The 16,761-nt window shown below is 56.3% G+C and carries 13 protein-coding genes; 9 read left to right on the forward strand and 4 right to left on the reverse strand.

Features of this window, described 5'->3' with window-relative positions; translation table 11 throughout:
* Nucleotide 1: 1 nt before the first annotated feature.
* Both glgA and glgB read right to left on the reverse strand, forming a co-directional pair.
* Entirely contained in the window at nucleotides 2-1,465 is a 1,464-nt protein-coding gene (glgA, locus tag QQF73_RS09580) for a glycogen synthase GlgA (protein WP_285368031.1), read from the reverse strand.
* Nucleotides 1,462-3,348: a 1,4-alpha-glucan branching protein GlgB gene (gene glgB, locus QQF73_RS09585; RefSeq protein ID WP_219865691.1), complete on the reverse strand. Its 1,887-nt coding sequence runs from the start codon at nucleotides 3,346-3,348 to the stop codon at nucleotides 1,462-1,464. Before glgB ends, glgA begins: the two co-directional genes overlap by 4 nt.
* A gap of 197 nt (nucleotides 3,349-3,545) precedes the next feature.
* Between glgB and glgC the strand changes: the two genes are divergently transcribed.
* The 6 genes from glgC (at nucleotide 3,546) to glgP (ending at nucleotide 11,846) form a co-directional block, all read left to right on the forward strand.
* Complete coding sequence (gene glgC / locus QQF73_RS09590; protein WP_219865690.1) at nucleotides 3,546-4,811, forward strand: glucose-1-phosphate adenylyltransferase; 1,266 nt, start codon at nucleotides 3,546-3,548, stop codon at nucleotides 4,809-4,811.
* Complete coding sequence (locus tag QQF73_RS09595; protein ID WP_219865689.1) at nucleotides 4,801-6,528, forward strand: glycoside hydrolase family 57 protein; 1,728 nt, start codon at nucleotides 4,801-4,803, stop codon at nucleotides 6,526-6,528. The genes glgC and QQF73_RS09595 overlap by 11 nt, the downstream gene beginning before the upstream one ends.
* Nucleotides 6,525-8,018 (forward strand): 4-alpha-glucanotransferase, encoded by a 1,494-nt coding sequence (malQ, locus tag QQF73_RS09600; protein ID WP_285368035.1) that lies wholly within the window; start codon nucleotides 6,525-6,527, stop codon nucleotides 8,016-8,018. Before QQF73_RS09595 ends, malQ begins: the two co-directional genes overlap by 4 nt.
* 114 nt (nucleotides 8,019-8,132) lie before the next feature.
* Nucleotides 8,133-8,495 carry a PilZ domain-containing protein gene (locus tag QQF73_RS09605; RefSeq protein WP_219865687.1) on the forward strand — a complete coding sequence of 121 codons (363 nt, stop codon included), beginning with the start codon at nucleotides 8,133-8,135 and terminating at the stop codon, nucleotides 8,493-8,495.
* Nucleotides 8,496-8,516: 21 nt separating this feature from the next.
* Nucleotides 8,517-9,287 (forward strand): SDR family NAD(P)-dependent oxidoreductase, encoded by a 771-nt coding sequence (locus tag QQF73_RS09610; protein ID WP_219865686.1) that lies wholly within the window; start codon nucleotides 8,517-8,519, stop codon nucleotides 9,285-9,287.
* 27 nt (nucleotides 9,288-9,314) lie between these two features.
* On the forward strand, nucleotides 9,315-11,846 hold the full coding sequence (gene glgP, locus QQF73_RS09615) for an alpha-glucan family phosphorylase (protein WP_219865685.1): 2,532 nt from the start codon (nucleotides 9,315-9,317) through the stop codon (nucleotides 11,844-11,846).
* A 3-nt stretch (nucleotides 11,847-11,849) separates the two neighbouring features.
* Here the strand turns inward: glgP and QQF73_RS09620 are convergent, their stop codons facing one another.
* Nucleotides 11,850-13,262 (reverse strand): TrkH family potassium uptake protein, encoded by a 1,413-nt coding sequence (locus QQF73_RS09620; RefSeq protein WP_285368296.1) that lies wholly within the window; start codon nucleotides 13,260-13,262, stop codon nucleotides 11,850-11,852.
* A gap of 250 nt (nucleotides 13,263-13,512) precedes the next feature.
* Between QQF73_RS09620 and QQF73_RS09625 the strand changes: the two genes are divergently transcribed.
* The 3 genes from QQF73_RS09625 to QQF73_RS09635 are packed head-to-tail and all read left to right on the forward strand — an operon-like array spanning nucleotide 13,513 to nucleotide 15,241.
* A complete protein-coding gene (locus tag QQF73_RS09625; protein WP_219865684.1) occupies nucleotides 13,513-14,055 on the forward strand; it encodes an outer membrane beta-barrel protein in 543 nt (180 codons plus the stop codon).
* Between the two features lie 23 nt (nucleotides 14,056-14,078).
* The gene (locus tag QQF73_RS09630; protein ID WP_285368039.1) at nucleotides 14,079-14,651 is read left to right on the forward strand and encodes an acyl carrier protein phosphodiesterase; all 573 of its coding nucleotides are present in this window, start codon (nucleotides 14,079-14,081) and stop codon (nucleotides 14,649-14,651) included.
* Nucleotides 14,651-15,241 (forward strand): ATP-dependent zinc protease family protein, encoded by a 591-nt coding sequence (locus QQF73_RS09635; RefSeq protein ID WP_219865682.1) that lies wholly within the window; start codon nucleotides 14,651-14,653, stop codon nucleotides 15,239-15,241. The genes QQF73_RS09630 and QQF73_RS09635 overlap by 1 nt, the downstream gene beginning before the upstream one ends.
* On the opposite strand, the gene QQF73_RS09640 is transcribed toward QQF73_RS09635, so the two are convergent.
* On the reverse strand, nucleotides 15,238-16,752 hold the full coding sequence (locus QQF73_RS09640) for a DUF3336 domain-containing protein (protein ID WP_285368042.1): 1,515 nt from the start codon (nucleotides 16,750-16,752) through the stop codon (nucleotides 15,238-15,240). The two genes, QQF73_RS09635 and QQF73_RS09640, sit on opposite strands and share 4 nt — an antisense overlap.
* Nucleotides 16,753-16,761 lie beyond the last annotated feature (9 nt).

Raw genomic sequence — 16,761 nt, forward strand, 5'->3', positions numbered from 1 at the left:
GCTACGTCTTGATCGGGGTCTGTCGTTCAGCAAGTATTCCTTGATAGAGCTCGCCGTAATGCACGGCACTTTGCGTCCAGGAGTAGTCACCTGCCATGCCGTTTTCCTGAAGCCTGCGCCAGGCTTTCCGGTTCTTGTGACAATCCAGTGCCCGTTCTACCGCTTCCAGAAAGCTGACCGGGTCCGGCGATTTGAAACAGAAGCCATTGGCGTGATCAATTCCGGTGTCAGCGGGATCGAAGACGGTATCCCGAAGCCCGCCCACCGCATGGACGACAGGAATGGTGCCGTACCTCAGGCTGTACATCTGGTTCAGACCACAGGGCTCAAACCGGGAAGGCATCAGAAACAGATCACAGCCGGCGGTTATCCGGTGCGCCAGAGCCTCGTCATAGCCGATCTTCAGGGAGACGTGAGCCGGCCATTTCCGGGCGAGCTCCTTGAGTGGCGCCTCAAATCGCGCCTCCCCTGAGCCCAAAATTGCAAACTGACACCCGCGTTCCAGTAACGGGGGCATGACGCTTAATAGCCAATCCAGGCCTTTTTGTTCGACCAGCCTGCCAATGAATCCGAGCAGGGCGGCACCATTCGCCGCGAGACCCATGGTCTGCAACAAAGCCGTCTGGCACAGGCGTTTGTTCTTGAGATGGTCCCGACCGTAGTGGCGATCAAGATATTGATCGTCTTCCGGATTCCAGGTTCGGGTATCAATGCCATTGAGAATGCCGGAAAGCTGCGGACGGCGATAACGAAGCAGTCCATCGAGTCCGTACCCCAGCTCGGGCGTCTGGATCTCCTCGGCATAGCCGGGGCTTACCGTCGTTATCCGGTCACTGAAAACCAGACCGCCCTTGATAAAGGATAGCTGGCCATGAAATTCCAACTGATCGTAACGCCATAAAGTCTCCGGCAGGCCGAGAGCCGCAAAGGTTGTTTGGGGAAAAAGACCCTGGTAGGCAAGGTTGTGTATGGTAAAAACCGTTCCGGGGCGTTCCGGGTAGGCCTGGAGGAAGACCGGTAAGAGCGCGCTTTGCCAGTCATTACAGTGAACAATCTCCGGGCACCAGGCCAGTCCGGCCTGGCCCATGGCGATTCTGGCACCGACTTCTGCAAACAGTTTGAAGCGCTGGGCGTTGTCCGGCCAGTCCTCGCCTTGGTCATTCTGATAGGGGTTACCTTCGCGCCCGAACAATTGGGGACAATCGACCAACCAGATAGTGACTGCGGTTCCCGGCAAACGGCTTTCAACGAGAGTGACGTTGAAGCCGTCAATCGAAAACTGGGCGAGGGGGCTGGTACCGGTTCTGCTCGCCGCAGCCATCGCAGAGGGATAGCCGGGAAGCAGGATGTTGACGTCATATCCCAGCCGACACAAAGCCTCAGGCAGGCTGGCTGAAACATCGGCGAGTCCGCCAGTCTTGACCAGTGGATAGACTTCACTCGTCGCAAACAGAACCCGAGTCATCCGGCTGGCCTCAATATCACGGCAGCCAGCGGGGGCAGGGTCAGTTCAAGAGACCAGTCCCGGTTCATCCAGGGAACATCCTCCGCGGTTATCGGTAGCGGGTTACCCACGTTGCTGCCGCCATAGTATTCGGAATCGGAGTTCAGGATCTCTTGCCAGGGACCGGCCTCCGGGACGCCAATTCGGTAGTGGTAGCGAGGCACCGGAGTGAAATTCACCACCACCACTGTGCGGTTGTGGGGGGACTGTCTCAGATAGCTGATTACCGATTGCGAGGAATCGTGACAATCGATCCATTCAAAGCCGGCCGATTCGAATCCCCGGAGGTGCAGCGAGGGATCCTGGCAGTATAGGCGGTTGAGGTCACGCACCAGGTTCCTGATACCGTTGTGCTCGGGCCGGGAAATTAAATCCCAGTCCAGTTCCCGGGCCTCGCTCCACTCCCGGAACTGGCCAAACTCGCCCCCCATGAACAACAGTTTCGCGCCTGGATAGGTGAACATGTAGGTGAACAGAAGCCGCAGGGAGGCCAGTTTCTGCCAGTCGTCTCCCGGCATCTTGTTCAGAAGACTGCCTTTCCCATGCACCACTTCGTCGTGGGATAACGGAAGGAGGAAGTTTTCGGAAAACGCGTAAATCAGACCAAAGGTAAGCTTGTCGTGGTGGTACTGGCGAAACACCGGATCCTGGCGCAGGTAATCGAGCGTGTCGTGCATCCATCCCATGTTCCATTTGAGGTTGAAGCCGAGGCCGCCAAGTTCGACCGGACGGGTTACACCCGGCCAGGACGTGGATTCTTCCGCAATAACCAACGTCCCCGGAAAACGTTGCTGACAAACTTGATTAAGCTCCCGAAGAAACTCGATGGCCTCCAGATTCTCATGGCCGCCGTGTACATTCGGAACCCAATCTCCCTCTTTACGGGAGTAATTGAGGTACAGCATGGAGGCAACGGCATCCACCCGGAGGCCGTCGATATGAAAGGTGTCCAGCCAGAACAGGGCACTGCCGATCAGGAAGTTCCGAACTTCATGGCGTCCGTAGTTGTAGATCAGCGTGCCCCAGTCCTGGTGCTTGCCCTTGCGAGGGTCCTCATGTTCGTACAGGGCGCTGCCATCGAAACGGGCCAGGGCGTGCTCATCGGTGGGAAAGTGACCTGGCACCCAGTCCAGAATCACCCCGATCCCTTTCTGATGACAACTGTCGATCAGATAACGCAGGTCATCAGGACTACCAAATCGACTGGTCGGAGCATAGTAACCGGTGGTCTGGTAACCCCAGGATTCATCTAGCGGGTGCTCGGTAACTGGCAGCAGCTCGATGTGGGTAAAGCCCATTTCCAGAACGTAGGGAATGAGCTGGTCAGCCAGTTCCCGATAGGTGAGCCATCGCCCGGAGCCATGGTGTCGCCAGGATGCCGCGTGCAACTCGTAAACTGAAATTGGCGCTTCCTGCCAGTTCCAGTGGCTGCGACGGGCCAGCCAGTCTCCGTCCTGCCAGGCAAAGTGGCCCCGCTCAACCACGACGGCCGCGTTGGCCGGACGCATCTCAAACGCCTGACCGTAGGGGTCAATTTTCTCCAGCTTTTGTCCGTTCGCACTGGTAATGCAAAAGCGATAAAACGCGCCCGGCTTCACGTCGGGGATAAAACAGGACCAGACACCGGAATCGCCAATGGAGGCCATCTCATCCCGTCCCGCCTCCCAGGCGTTAAAATCGCCAATGACACTGACGGCTTTTGCCTGAGGGGCCCAGACGGCAAACCGAACACCCTCACCCCCTTTGGATGAACATAGGTGGGCTCCCAGCACGTTGTAGATGTGCCAATGCCGTCCTTCACTGAACAGGTGCAGATCAAACTCACTCAGGGTGGGGCTTTCCATAGACCACGCTCGTTCCTGACAAGGGAAGTTCCATTGGACGTTATGGCAGGTGGACAAAAAATGACCTGCAACAATTCTACGTCATAATTCAGTGATACTGTTCTAATCTTAATATGCTCGTCAAAATTGTGCCGGCCCCGTGTCCACCGGAGACCGGCATCGCGACGGAAAACCAAAAGGTTTTCAGGGAAGCAGTTATGCAAACGGCCAAGCGTTATGTAAGTCGTCTCACTCGGCAAACCCTCGCACTGGTGCTTGCCGGAGGAAGAGGCTCTCGTCTTCACGATCTCACCAAATGGCGTGCCAAACCGGCTGTGCCCTTTGGCGGCAAATTCCGCATCATTGATTTTCCCCTGTCCAACTGCATCAACTCCGGCATAGGGCAGGTTGGCGTTATTACCCAGTACAAGTCCCATTCCCTGATCCGGCACATTCAGCGCGGCTGGGGGTTTATGCGCGCCGAGCTGGATGAATTTGTGGAACTGCTGCCGGCGCAACAGAGGATTGAGACCTCCTGGTACGAGGGAACCGCCGATGCAGTACTCCAGAACCTGGACATCATCCGCAGCCACAAACCCGAATATGTGCTCATTCTGGCCGGAGACCATGTCTACAAGATGGATTACGGCACCATGCTGGCTGCCCACGTCGAGAGCGAGGCAGACATAACGGTCGGATGCATCGAAGTCCCGTTGGAAGAAGCCTCCGCATTCGGTGTGATGGCGGTCGATGACGACATGCGAATCGTTGAGTTCGCTGAAAAACCGGAGTGCCCCAAGGCTCTGTCCGGCCAGCCAGGAAAGGCGCTGGCCTCGATGGGGATCTATGTGTTCAGCACGAAGGTTCTGTTCGAGGAGTTGATGCGCGATCATCGGAGGGAAAGTTCTTCCTCCCACGATTTCGGCAAAGACATCATTCCGTCGGTTATCGAGCGGCTGAAGGTGATGGCATTTCCATTCCGGGATCCGATCCAGAACAAGGAGGCCTATTGGCGGGATGTTGGAACCGTGGATGCGCTGTGGCAGGCAAACCTTGAGTTGATTGGCGTCAGTCCGGAACTGAACCTTTACGATTCCCAATGGCCGATCTGGACCTACCAGGAGCAGCTGCCGCCCGCCAAGTTTGTCTTCAATGATGAAAACCGGCGTGGAACCGCCGTGGATTCGATGGTCGCTGGTGGCTGCATCGTCTCGGGGGCCACGGTCAGTAACTCACTGCTGTTTTCGCAGGTGAAGGTGCACTCCTACAGTGAGATCGGAGATTCCGTCATTTTCCCGGACGTCGAGATTGGCCGGCATTGCCGTATTCGGAAGGCGTTGATTGATCGTGGCTGCCGGATTCCCGACGGTACCGAGGTGGGATTCGACGAAGCAAAAGACCGCAAGCGATTTTACGTGTCGCCAAAAGGCGTCGTACTGATAACGCCCGAGTTGCTCGGGCAGGACTATCCCCATGGACTCTGACAGCCGGACCCCTGTGGTGCTTTTCTGGCACATGCACCAGCCGGGGTATCAGGACTGTCAGACCGGACAGTTCCAGTTTCCCTGGGTTTATCTGCACACCATCAAGGACTACAGCGACATGGCGGCGCATCTGGAAGCCCATCCGAACGCCCGGGCTGTGGTTAACTTTGCGCCGATTCTGCTGGAACAGATCGAAACCTACCTTGTGCACATTGAGCGCTGGCGCCATGGCGCCGGTGAGATCGGAGATCCGCTGCTCGCTGCGCTGGTGGCGGAAACCTTGCCGGAGCCAGGGAGCCCGGGGTTTCTCGACCTGATGGAAAAGTGCCTCCGGGCCAATCAGGATCGGATCATCAACCGCTTCCCCGCCTACGCGCGACTTGCTGAACTTGCCGGCTTGTATCGGAAGAAGCCAGCGATACAGCGGTATATGTCACCCATGCTGCTGACGGATTTGCTGGTCTGGTATCACCTAGGCTGGATGGGGGAGACCATTAGGCGCGAAAACCATTGTGTCCAGAGTCTCCAGGAAAAGGGGGGGCAGTTTTCATGGGACGACCGCTGTGCCCTGATGGAGGTCATTTTCGAGATCCTGGCCGGCATAGGCCCCCGTTACCGCCATCTGGCTCAGATAGGGCAGGTTGAGCTATCGGTCAGCCCGTACACTCACAGCATGTTGCCGCTTTTGATCGAGCTTGCCTCCGCCCGCGAGGCCATGCCCGAGATCGTGTTGCCCGCGTTTGAACGCTACCCGGGTGGTGACCTGCGCGTGGCCTGGCAGCTCGAGCAGGCCAAGCGGGTGTTCCGCCGGTTTTTCAGTGTTGAGCCAACCGGGTGCTGGGCTTCCGAGGGAGGTCTGAGCCAGGCCACCCTGGCATATCTTGATGCACACGGGTTCAGCTGGACAGCCAGCGGTGATTCAGTGATCCGGAACAGCATCCACCACGCGAGGACGGCTGACAGTTCCGTGCCGGACGCCGGCATTCACAGGCCCTATCGGTTTGGGGACACTTCGGCGACGGTTTTTTTCCGGGATGACGGGCTTTCCGACCTTATTGGATTCACCTACGCCGATTGGCATGCCAGTGATGCCGTGGGCGATCTGGTCCATCACATGGAAAACATTGCCGCCCAGGGAAACCCGGAGTCGCGTTCCGTTATTTCCGTCATTCTGGATGGTGAAAACGCCTGGGAATACTATCCGGAAAACGGTTTCCACTTTCTGGACGAACTCTATGAGGTGTTAGAGAACCACCCGGCACTGCGACTCACCACCTACCGGGATCTCGTTGCGGACCCGGTCAGCAAGACCGTCACCTTGCCTCACCTGGTTGCCGGCAGCTGGATATACGGAACCTTTTCAACCTGGATAGGAGATCCGGACAAGAACCGCGCATGGGAGCTTCTGTGTGAGGCAAAGTGCCATTATGACCGGTTAATGGACAATGGAAGTCTCAATGCCGAGCAGAAGGAGGCCGCACAATTACAGCTTGCGATCTGCGAGGGCTCGGACTGGTTCTGGTGGTTCGGGGATTACAATCCTGCCCAGATCGTCAGTGATTTTGAGCACCTGTATCGAAAACATCTGGTTAACCTGTATGACCTGATTGGGTACCCGGCACCGGCCTCCGTCTTCCAGCAGTTAAGTCAGGGCAGTGGCGCGCCCGAGCGCGGTGGCACCATGCGCCCGGGGCACGACCGGAATGACAACGCATGACTGAACACGCAACCGGCGCGGACCTGCTGGGCACACGGAAGGCAGGCGTCCTGCTGCACCCCACGTGTTTGCCGGGCGAATGGGGCGTGCTTGGGCAAAGTGCCCGGGATTTCCTGGATTTCCTTGCAAGCGCCGGGATTCGCGTCTGGCAAACCCTGCCCATAGGCCCGACCCATGCCGATCTGTCTCCCTACCAGTCGTTGTCCGCACATGCAGGAAGTCCCGACTTTGTGGATTTGAGCGAGCTCATTCCTCTGGGACTGCTGGAGCAGAGTGAACTTGCCCAGGCAGCTCAGGTGACCGGCCGCCGCCCCTGTTTTGAACTCGCGGCGCAAAGATTCTTCGATCAGGCAAGGGATGAACCGGAAAACGTAACTTACCGACATTACCTGGACTACCGGGCAGCCAACGATCACTGGCTGGATGATTTCTCGTTGTTCACCGCCATACGGGAGCGGAATCCCGGCCTGAACTGGTTGGAGTGGCCAACCGAACTGCGGGACCGAGACACCACGTCGCTTCGGGCCTTTGCCGAAAATGCTGCTTCCACGATACAGCGGGTGTGCTTTGAGCAGTTCATGTTTGATCAGCAATGGCAGGCTATTCGGCGTTACGCCCACGAACGGGATATCCGGATGTTCGGAGATATTCCGATCTTCGTTGCCCACGATAGCGCCGATGTCTGGGCCAACCGGCATCTGTTCAAACTCGATAACCAGGGCCGGTCAACGGTGGTTGCGGGCGTCCCGCCGGATTATTTCTCTCCCGATGGACAGCATTGGGGAAACCCCTTGTTCGACTGGGACGCGATGTCCGAAGAAGGGTACAACTGGTGGCTACAGAGACTCGATAGCCAACGCCATCTTTTCGACCTTATCCGAATTGATCATTTCCGCGGGCTTGAAGCCTACTGGGAGATTCCGGCTCAAGACTCCAATCCGAGATACGGATATTGGGTCGCGGGCCCCGGCCGCAACTTCCTCGACGCCTGTTTCCGAGCATTTCCCGAGCTTCCGCTGGTGGCGGAGAATCTTGGCATAATCAGTGAAGAGGTCGAGCAGCTCCGACGAACATTTCATTTGCCAGGGATGACTGTTCTTCAGTTCGGATTCGACGGCAATCCCCAAAATCCCCATCTGACCCACAACCACGAACGAAACAATCTGGTGTACACCGGGACCCACGACAACGATACGACACTTGGCTGGTACAGGGGGTTGGATGAACACACCCGTCATTACGTAAACCACTATCTTGGAACCAGCGGTGAACACATGCCATGGCCGGTAATCCAGGCGGCTTTTCGCTCGGTGTCCTGGCTTGCCATTGTTCCCATGCAGGATCTGCTCGGACTGGGTTCCGAGGCGCGCTTCAACACACCCGGCACCATAGAAAACAACTGGTTGTGGAAACTGGACTGGAGAGAGGTTCCGCCCGGCCTCGCGGGCAGTACCCGGGAGCTTGCAGGACTATACGGAAGATTAACATGACTGCTGGATGGTTTTTGACCAACATCAAAATGTGGATGAAAAAAGTTGGATATAAACTGTTCAATAACTGTCCAAAGTACTGCCGTTATTCATTGAGTCATCAGGGGAGGATTCATGGAACACAGACTCAGTAAGCGCGTACCTGGGAAACTCGGATTGCTTGTCTATAAAAGGGGCATGCCGGTTGCGACCGGGCAGATCCGGGATGCTTCCAAACGGGGGCTTTTTATCGCGACCGATTATTCCGATGTTCAACTGAACCAGACACTTGAGATTGAATTCCGGTTTCCAGAACGGGAAGAGCGGCATTTCCGGAGACTGAAGGCCCACGTTGTAAGGATATCTGACAAGGGTCTCGGTGTGGACTTTGACGGCGTGGAGAACGATACGTTTACCATCTCCTCGCTGCTCCATTGGCTCGGCCAGCACCACCGATCGGTGGAATATTTTCCCGTTCGACAAAGCCAAGTGTATTGATCGCTTTCAAGGAGGACCGTCATGAAAAGGCTCGAGGGCAAGGTAGCCGCGGTTACGGGTGGGTCTCATGGTATTGGTGCAGCAGCCGTGAGGCGTATGGCCGAAGAGGAGGCAAGCGTTGCCATCCTCGATTGCCTGGACGACGAAGGTGAGTCGCTGGCTCGAAATCTCGTCAGCAAAGGCCTTGATGTAGCCTATTGGCACTGCGATGTCAGCCGTGAGCAGCAGGTCAAGGAAGCCCTCGATGGCGTTGCCGATCATTTCGGCTCACTGAACGTGCTGGTTAATAATGCCGGCATCGCCGGCCCTAACAAGCCCACCCACGAACTAACGGAAGAAGAGTGGGATAGCGTCCAGAACGTGAATGTGAAAGGCGTGTTTTTCTGTACCAAGCACGCCATTCCTCACATGAAAAAGGCGGGCGAGGGCAGCATTATCAATCTGTCTTCGATTTACGGCCTGATTAGCGCACCCGACGTGCCGCCTTACCATGCCTCGAAGGGGGCGGTGCGACTGATGACCAAGACCGATGCCATGTTGTACGCCCCGGACCGAATTCGAGCTAACTCCATTCACCCCGGGTTTATCTGGACCCCGATGGTCGAGGGCCATCTGAAATCCACCGGGGAAGATCTTGAGGAGGCAAAACGCGCCACTGCAGCATTGCATCCTCTCGGCCACATGGGCGAGCCCGATGACATCGCATGGGGCATTGTTTATCTGGCTTCGGACGAGTCCCGTTTTATGACGGGCAGCGAACTGGTGATTGACGGCGGGTATACCGCCCACTGATTTAACTCTTCAGTCCGAGACGCCCCTGTGACCATTGCAGCCTACAACCCACGACATATCCCCGAGGGGCTAACGGAACTTTCGAGCCTCGCCCTGGACCTCAGGTGGAGTTGGCATCACGGCAGTGACAGCCTGTGGCGTGCTATTGATGAGGAAACGTGGAAGGCCACCCACAATGCCTGGCTTGTCCTCAACAGCGTGTCCGGTGAGTGGCTGGATACGTTGTCCAACGACGAGACCTTCCTCGCACTTTACCAACGACAGGTTGAGGCACATCGCCAATTTGAGCGGACCAGTACCTGGTATTCGGACGAATATCAGGGCCGGCTGGACAAAGGTGTCGCCTTTTTCTGTATGGAGTACGGCCTGAGCGAGTCACTGCCCCTGTATTCCGGAGGGCTCGGCGTGCTTGCCGGGGATTATCTCAAGGCGGCCAGCGACCTGGGTGTGCCGGTAACGGCGGTTGGTCTTCTATACCAGCAGGGTTACTTTCGGCAATCGGTAACGGCTGAAGGGCAGCAACTGGAATTCTACCCCTACAACGATCCCAGCATGTTACCGCTCACACCGCTTACCAATGACGACGAGCAGTGGGTGAGGGTCATCATACCGTTCCCGGGTCGGCAAGTCCGGCTGCGCGCCTGGAAGGCCCGCGTGGGTCATTGCGATCTGCTGCTCCTGGATAGCAATGATCCCCGCAATGAACCGGGGGACCGGGGTATCACAAGTGAACTGTACAGCAGCAACTCCGAGAAACGTCTCCAGCAGGAGATAGTGTTGGGAATCGGAGGCTGGAAACTGTTGCGGCAACTGGAAATCACGCCCTCGATTTGCCACATCAATGAAGGCCACTGCGCGTTTGCATTGCTCGAGCGTGCCCTGGATTGGCAAAACGAACACGCCACCGATTTTGAGACGGCCCGTCTGGCGACCCGTGCAACAAACCTGTTCACCACCCACACCTCGGTAGCGGCGGGCTTCGACCATTTCCCGCCCGGCCTGATCCGTCTGTATCTCACACCGTGGATGAACGAGTATGGCTTCACGATGGATCAGCTGATGGGCCTGGGGAGCAGCAGCGGAGAGCACTCTCTGCGGGCGGGTGATGAGGCGTCCATAAACATGGCGTTGCTTGCACTCAACATGTGTGGGCGAATCAATGGCGTCAGCAATATGCACCGAAAAGTTACCCAGACGCTCCTCCAGCCTTTTTTTCCCCGCTGGCCGGCGTGCGACATTCCGGTCGAATCCGTCACCAATGGCATCCACACGCCTAGCTGGGATTCGCTGGAATCCGACGCACTCTGGACCAAGGCGTGTGGTCAGGAACGCTGGCGTCGGCCACTGCCAAGTTCGTGCCCATTAAGCGACATTCCCGATTCGGACCTGCTGAGCATGCGGCAGGCCCAACGCCGCCGTCTGGTTCATTATCTTCGGCAACGGCTAGCCAGCCAGCACTGCGAACATACCCCGGGCAACAATCCCGATGCCGCCTGCGGCCTTTTGCTGGATAACGAAACGCTGACCCTTGGTTTCGCCCGTCGATTCACGGAGTACAAACGACCGGATTTACTGTTGTCAGATCCGGACCGACTCCTGGCTTTGTTGAACAACCGGGATCACCCGCTGCAGATTGTCCTTGCGGGGAAGGCGCATCCAAAGGACGAATGTGGTAAGGATCTGATTCGGCGCTGGAAAGCTTTCTCATGGTTGCCTGGAGCCGAAGGCAAGGTGGTTTTTATTGAGGATTACGATCTCGGGGTGGCGGCTCAACTGATCCAGGGCGTGGATGTCTGGCTCAACTGCCCCCGCCATCCCTGGGAGGCGTGTGGCACCAGCGGTATGAAAGTGTTGGTCAATGGCGGCCTGAATCTCTCCCAATACGATGGATGGTGGGCCGAGGCATGGAATGACTCGGTCGGCTGGGCGATTCGCCCGGGCGCTACGTTCGAAGAGTTGAGCACCTCTAATTCACACGACCATTCAGATGCCCTCGAACTCTATGAGTTACTGGAGAAAGAGATTATCCCGGAGTTTTACCAACTCGACGCCAACGGCCATCCCGGGCGCTGGATTGAGCGCATCCGATCGAGCATGAACGGTCTGACTGCAACCTATTCGGCGAACCGGATGGTGCGCGAATACGTCGAAAGCTTCTACCTGCCCATGGTGGAGCTGGGAAACCGACGTAATCCCACGTCGGCCCGGGACATGGTTGAGACCTACCGGGACGTGTCCCAGATGTGGCGGAGACTTCGGTTCACGTCGGTCGAAGCCAGGCAATCGAACGACGAACAGACCTTTTTCGTGGACGTTTATCTGGATGGAATACCGGAACAGCTCGTGGCGGTTGAGCTTGTTGCCGAAGCCTCGGAATTCGGCCCGAGAGAAACCCACATGATGACCATGAACCACCCCCAGGTTGGTTCCGAACACGGCTATTCCTACGAATGTTCGGTACCAGCGCGACCGGAAGGGCACTACACGCCAAGGATACGGCTACGGGATGAGCGCCTGAATCTGCCGCTTGAGAATACTGCAGTGCTCTGGCGAAACTAGGATCTAGCTGCGCCAGAACGCGGGAGACAGCACGATGATGACGCTGAGGATTTCAAGGCGGCCCATCAGCATACCGACCGAGAGCACCCACTTTGCGCCATCAGGCAAAGGACCAAAGTTACCGGAGGGACCAATAATTTCTCCCAGACCGGGACCGACATTGGTCAATGCAGTGAGGGCGCCGGACAGCGACGTAACGAAATCCAGCTGCATCGCAGCGAGGGCAATGGTGATGAGCAGAAGGCAGAGCAGGAAGATGAAAGTGTAGGCGATCATCGACGAAATGATTTCGTCGCTCACGGCCCTGCCATTATAGTTCCTCGTCAATACAGCGCGGGGATGCAGCAGGCGCATCAACTGCTCACGCAATATGATCAGCGATAACTGGAACCGGAAGATCTTCATTCCGCCGGCAGTCGAGCCGGAGCAGCCACCAACAAACATCAGGAAGAAGAACAGTACGAACGCCAACGGTCCCCAGGCGGAATAATCTTCCGAGGCATAACCGGTCGTTGTCACCACCGACGTTACGTTGAACAGCGTGGCAGTGTAATTATGAAGCGGATCAAACGGCACCGGCGACACGAGCCAACGGTAGAGCGTTAGCAGGGCCGGGACCAGGAACAGGATGGCCAGGAACAGACGCACCTGCTGATCCCGGAACAGTACCCCATGCTGGCCGTGCATTTCACGCACAAACAGAAAGAACGGCAGGCTACCAATGATCATGAACAGGGTCGCTTCCATCAGGATCAGATCGCTGAACTTGCCCATAGACATGTCGGAGGTAGAGAACCCACCGGTCGCAATGCTTGTCAGGCCATGGTTAAAGGCATCGAACAGGGTCATCCCTGAAACCCAGTAGGTGAAAATGGCCACGATGGAAAACGCAACATAGACCAACAGCAGCCCCCGGCTGAGCGTTTTCATCCTTGGCAGGGCCTTATCCGTCCATTCCGACGATTCCGTTGCGAACAACCGCATTCCTCCGACGCGGAGAAATGGCAGAACCGCGACGAACATACCAATAATCCCGATCCCGCCTATCCACTGGAGAATGGAGCGCCAGAGGAGTAGGTCGCGGTCCATCGTATCCAGACCGCTCATCACCGTAGCGCCGGTGGTGGTTATCCCTGAGGTGCCCTCAAAGAACGCATCGGCCGCAGAAATTCCGTTGTCACTCAGGTAAAAGGGCAGGGAGGAGAAGAGGGCGATGATAAACCAGCTGGACACGGTCAGAACGAACATGAATCGCGGTTTGAGGTCCCGCGACTGCCGGTAAGTGGCCAATATCCCGAGAACGCCAAGACCACAGACAATGGCGGCCGATTCCGCGAACGCCATGGCATTGGGCGTTTCGGAACCAGCCAGAAAAATGACCGGTAACGTCATGAAAATGCTGAGCAGCACAAACATGACGCTAACAATGAACACAACGGGATAAAGGTTTCTCAAAGAATGCTCAAGCCAGCTGAAACAAGAGACGGCGTCAGAATACCTGTGGGTGCCGGCTTCCGCAAGGAAATGGCGACGGCGAGCACCGAATTAACCCCGAATTAAATCACTGTAAATAAGAGGTAAATGAGGATCCAGGGTCTGGAAATGTCCGTGTTGTTGGTGCAACTTGGAAAATGAAAAACGGAACGTTCGCTAAGGAGAAGGATTAATGAAAAACTCAAGTTCCCTCGCAGTTGTCTTTGCCGCCGGACTGGTTACAGCGGGCGCGGCCAATGCCCAGGATATGTATAAGTCGGGCGTTGGCGGGCTCTACACCGGACTGAACTACACCTTCGCGAATCTGGATATCGGGTCTTCGGACGCCGATGTAGGGACGCTCTCCGCCAAGGCCGGTGTTATGGCCACTCCGTTTCTGGGCTTTGAGGCTCGCGGCGGTTTCGGTGTGGACGATGACCGCATTGGTGCTGTCGATGTCTCTCTCGATAACTTCTTCGGGGGCTACGCGACTTTCAACCTTGCCAACGAGTCTCCGATTACGCCTTATGCAATTCTGGGCTTCACCCGCGTCGAACTTGAGGCGAAAGGGCCCTTCACCACCGCAACTGAAGACGAAAGTGACGTTTCCTACGGTGTAGGCGTGAACATGAAGTTCGCATCCAACCTCTCTGGCAACCTCGAATACATGCGTTATTATGATGACGACGATGTCACTGTAGATGGTCTGGGGGTGGGCGTTCAGCTCAACTTCTGAGACCCCGACAACCAGGAGCCTGATTGAATCATCTAGCCCACGTTTTTCTGGCCCCGGATTCTCCGGAAGCGCGTGTGGGCAGCATCCTGGGCGATTTCGCCCGGGGTGTTGATCTGGCGAAGCTTCCAGAGCTGGTGCAGGCGGGTGTCCGCCACCACCGCGCCGTTGACGGTTTCACCGATCAACATCCGGAAGTCCTTGCCAGTAAGGCATGCTTCTCACGGGAGCGGCGCCGATTTGCCGGCGTTGCCCTGGATATCCTCTACGATCACTATCTGTTAAGACACTGGCAACGTTTCAGTCACGCGGATCGTGATACCTTCGTTCACAACATTTACGGCGAACTCCGAAACTATGAGCACCTGATGCCTGCGTCAATGGTCAAGGTGACAAGACGGATGGTCGGCCACGACTGGTTTGGTGCCTACGAAGACTTTGAAAGCATTGGCTATGCCCTGGACCGAGTTGCCGGCCGTATTCGTTTTCCGAACCAATTTTCCGGCATTATTGACGAGATTCGAGCAAATGACGTTGAGCTGGAAGCGCGTTTTTTAAGCTTTTTTCCGGATTTACAGACCTTTGCGGGAGATATTTAATGAGAAGACTGGCTTCACTGGCATTGGCAGCAACCCTTTCGTTCCCTGCGACCAGTGTGATTGCTAAAAATGCAGAATCGTCCAATACATCGGTTCCCGAAACCCTGGGTTTTGTGGAGTGGGTCGTTATGAACGACACCAATCTGCGCTTGAAAGCCAGGCTCGATACCGGCGCAAAGACGTCATCACTCCATGCCGTTAATGTCGAAGGCTTCAAGAAGGATAACGAAGAGTGGGTGAAGTTTCAGTTACCCCTTGGAGATCATGAAGATCAGCCGAGTGAGGGTGACGTTGAGCATGAGGATGTCGTTCTTGAATTCGAGCGTCCGGTCCATCGTACGGTTCTGATAAAGCGCAAAGGTGCCCCCTCGCAACGTCGCTACGTGGTGAATATGGAGTTCTGTATCGCCGGAACCATTCATGAAACCCAGTTCTCGCTGACTGATCGTGGGAACTTCTCTTACCCGGTGCTCCTTGGCCGACGTTTCATGCGGGACGACAATATTCTGATTGATTCAGCTGACAGCTTTATAGCGCAGCAGGACTGCGAATACAGCACCCTCGAGGAAATTGCAAAACAGGCGGACTAAAAAGATACCGGCGGGAGCGTGAGCCTGCGACGCGCCCCGCCGCCTCGCCTTTGCCCGAACTCCCGTTGATCCAGCAAATCCAGAATTCGGTCCAATTCCTGGCCAACCAGGGCGGCATTGCGGATCATTGCCAGCTTTGGCCAGGTATTTCGCTTGCCCGCCAGAATCAGGTTCGCGATTTCCTGGTCATTTCGATACCCGAAAAGCACGTTTCGCCAGCTGAAGTCCTTTTTCTCAAGAATAATGTTTACGTCGCCGGTATAACTCTGGTTGAGCACGCTGTGGGCAATCAGAACGGCGGGACTGATAAAGGACACACCGAAACGGCTCAGGTACACCTCCAGCTCCTTGAGTAGATCGGCAGCTGTCCCCGTGATCATAGCTCCGGCGACACTCCGCAACCCTCGGCGGGGACGAAGTTTGGGATCCTCAACAAACGGAACCGCCAGGGGATTGATCATGCTGACTATGTAGTGATTGACGCCGAAAAGCCGAGACAGCCGTTTCGCAGGCAGGTCTTCGGCAACGGAGCCATCAACCCACTTTCGGGATGGTAGATAGGGCTTCGGTTTTCCATCGGCGCCCTTGGCGTAAAGCGTAACGGGAGGCACGACGCCGGGAACACTGCCGGATGCATCCATGGCAGAGCGGATATAGACGTTGGGAGAGGTAATCGCGTTCATCAGCCTGGAGTTCTGGTGCTTCTCCGCCGGTGCGATCGAGATATTGATGTACCGCCCGGTGTGCTCGTACGCTTCCTGGAAGGTCATCGAATTGTTGATGCTATCCATCGCACGTTCCTTCACGGAAAGTGGCGACACCCCGGGCTCCATTCCGGCCAATACTCTGACCGGATTCAGATGTTCCGGCATATCGTAGCGGTAACGTTCAAAAAAACCGGCCTTCAGTTCTTTGTTGGTATACATGGACAGTAGGGCCGATACCCAGGCCCCGGCGCTTGCCCCAGAGACCACATTCGGTAACAGATCCTGTTCGATTAGGGTTTGAACCACACCGTGGTGGAAATATATCAGCCCACCTCCGCCGCTGAGCATAAGGGCAGAGCGTCCATAGCAGTGACTGGCCCGGCGGAAAAAATCCACCTTATCCTGAAGAGAAATGTGGGACGAAGACGAATCTGCGACGGTCTTCAGAGCTTCGACAATGGCATTCACGTAATTATCGATCAGCCGTTTGGTTCCGGTGAGAGCCTTGTCGTACAGGATAGGGCGGCCCATTCCACTCATATTGCCGTGGATGCCTTCGTTCAGAAGGTAGAGGAGCTCCTCGTGATTCTGTTCGGCCAGCAGGGTACGCAGTAGCTCATACCTGGCCCGGATGTCGCGGTAATCGTAATATTCAGAGGCATCACTTTGACGCCAGTTTTCAGCGCCAGACAGGTTATCGAGGGCAATAGCAGCTTCATGCCATTGCTGATAACTCGTGGCCGATTGCATGCGCTGTCGCAGTTCCTGCCGGCTGAATCCTTTCGGCTTTATCAGGGACATCATTGGCGAGTA

It is taken from the genome of Marinobacter albus (assembly GCF_030238305.1).
Classification (GTDB): domain Bacteria; phylum Pseudomonadota; class Gammaproteobacteria; order Pseudomonadales; family Oleiphilaceae; genus Marinobacter; species Marinobacter albus.

Coding starts and splice junctions, on each gene's coding strand:
- glgA (WP_285368031.1), bottom strand. CDS start 1,465: ATGACTCGGGTTCTGTTTGCGACGAGTGAAGTCTATCCACTGGTCAAG.
- glgB (WP_219865691.1), bottom strand. CDS start 3,348: ATGGAAAGCCCCACCCTGAGTGAGTTTGATCTGCACCTGTTCAGTGAA.
- glgC (WP_219865690.1), top strand. CDS start 3,546: ATGCAAACGGCCAAGCGTTATGTAAGTCGTCTCACTCGGCAAACCCTC.
- QQF73_RS09595 (WP_219865689.1), top strand. CDS start 4,801: ATGGACTCTGACAGCCGGACCCCTGTGGTGCTTTTCTGGCACATGCAC.
- malQ (WP_285368035.1), top strand. CDS start 6,525: ATGACTGAACACGCAACCGGCGCGGACCTGCTGGGCACACGGAAGGCA.
- QQF73_RS09605 (WP_219865687.1), top strand. CDS start 8,133: ATGGAACACAGACTCAGTAAGCGCGTACCTGGGAAACTCGGATTGCTT.
- QQF73_RS09610 (WP_219865686.1), top strand. CDS start 8,517: ATGAAAAGGCTCGAGGGCAAGGTAGCCGCGGTTACGGGTGGGTCTCAT.
- QQF73_RS09620 (WP_285368296.1), bottom strand. CDS start 13,262: ATGTTTGTGCTGCTCAGCATTTTCATGACGTTACCGGTCATTTTTCTG.
- QQF73_RS09625 (WP_219865684.1), top strand. CDS start 13,513: ATGAAAAACTCAAGTTCCCTCGCAGTTGTCTTTGCCGCCGGACTGGTT.
- QQF73_RS09635 (WP_219865682.1), top strand. CDS start 14,651: ATGAGAAGACTGGCTTCACTGGCATTGGCAGCAACCCTTTCGTTCCCT.
- QQF73_RS09640 (WP_285368042.1), bottom strand. CDS start 16,752: ATGATGTCCCTGATAAAGCCGAAAGGATTCAGCCGGCAGGAACTGCGA.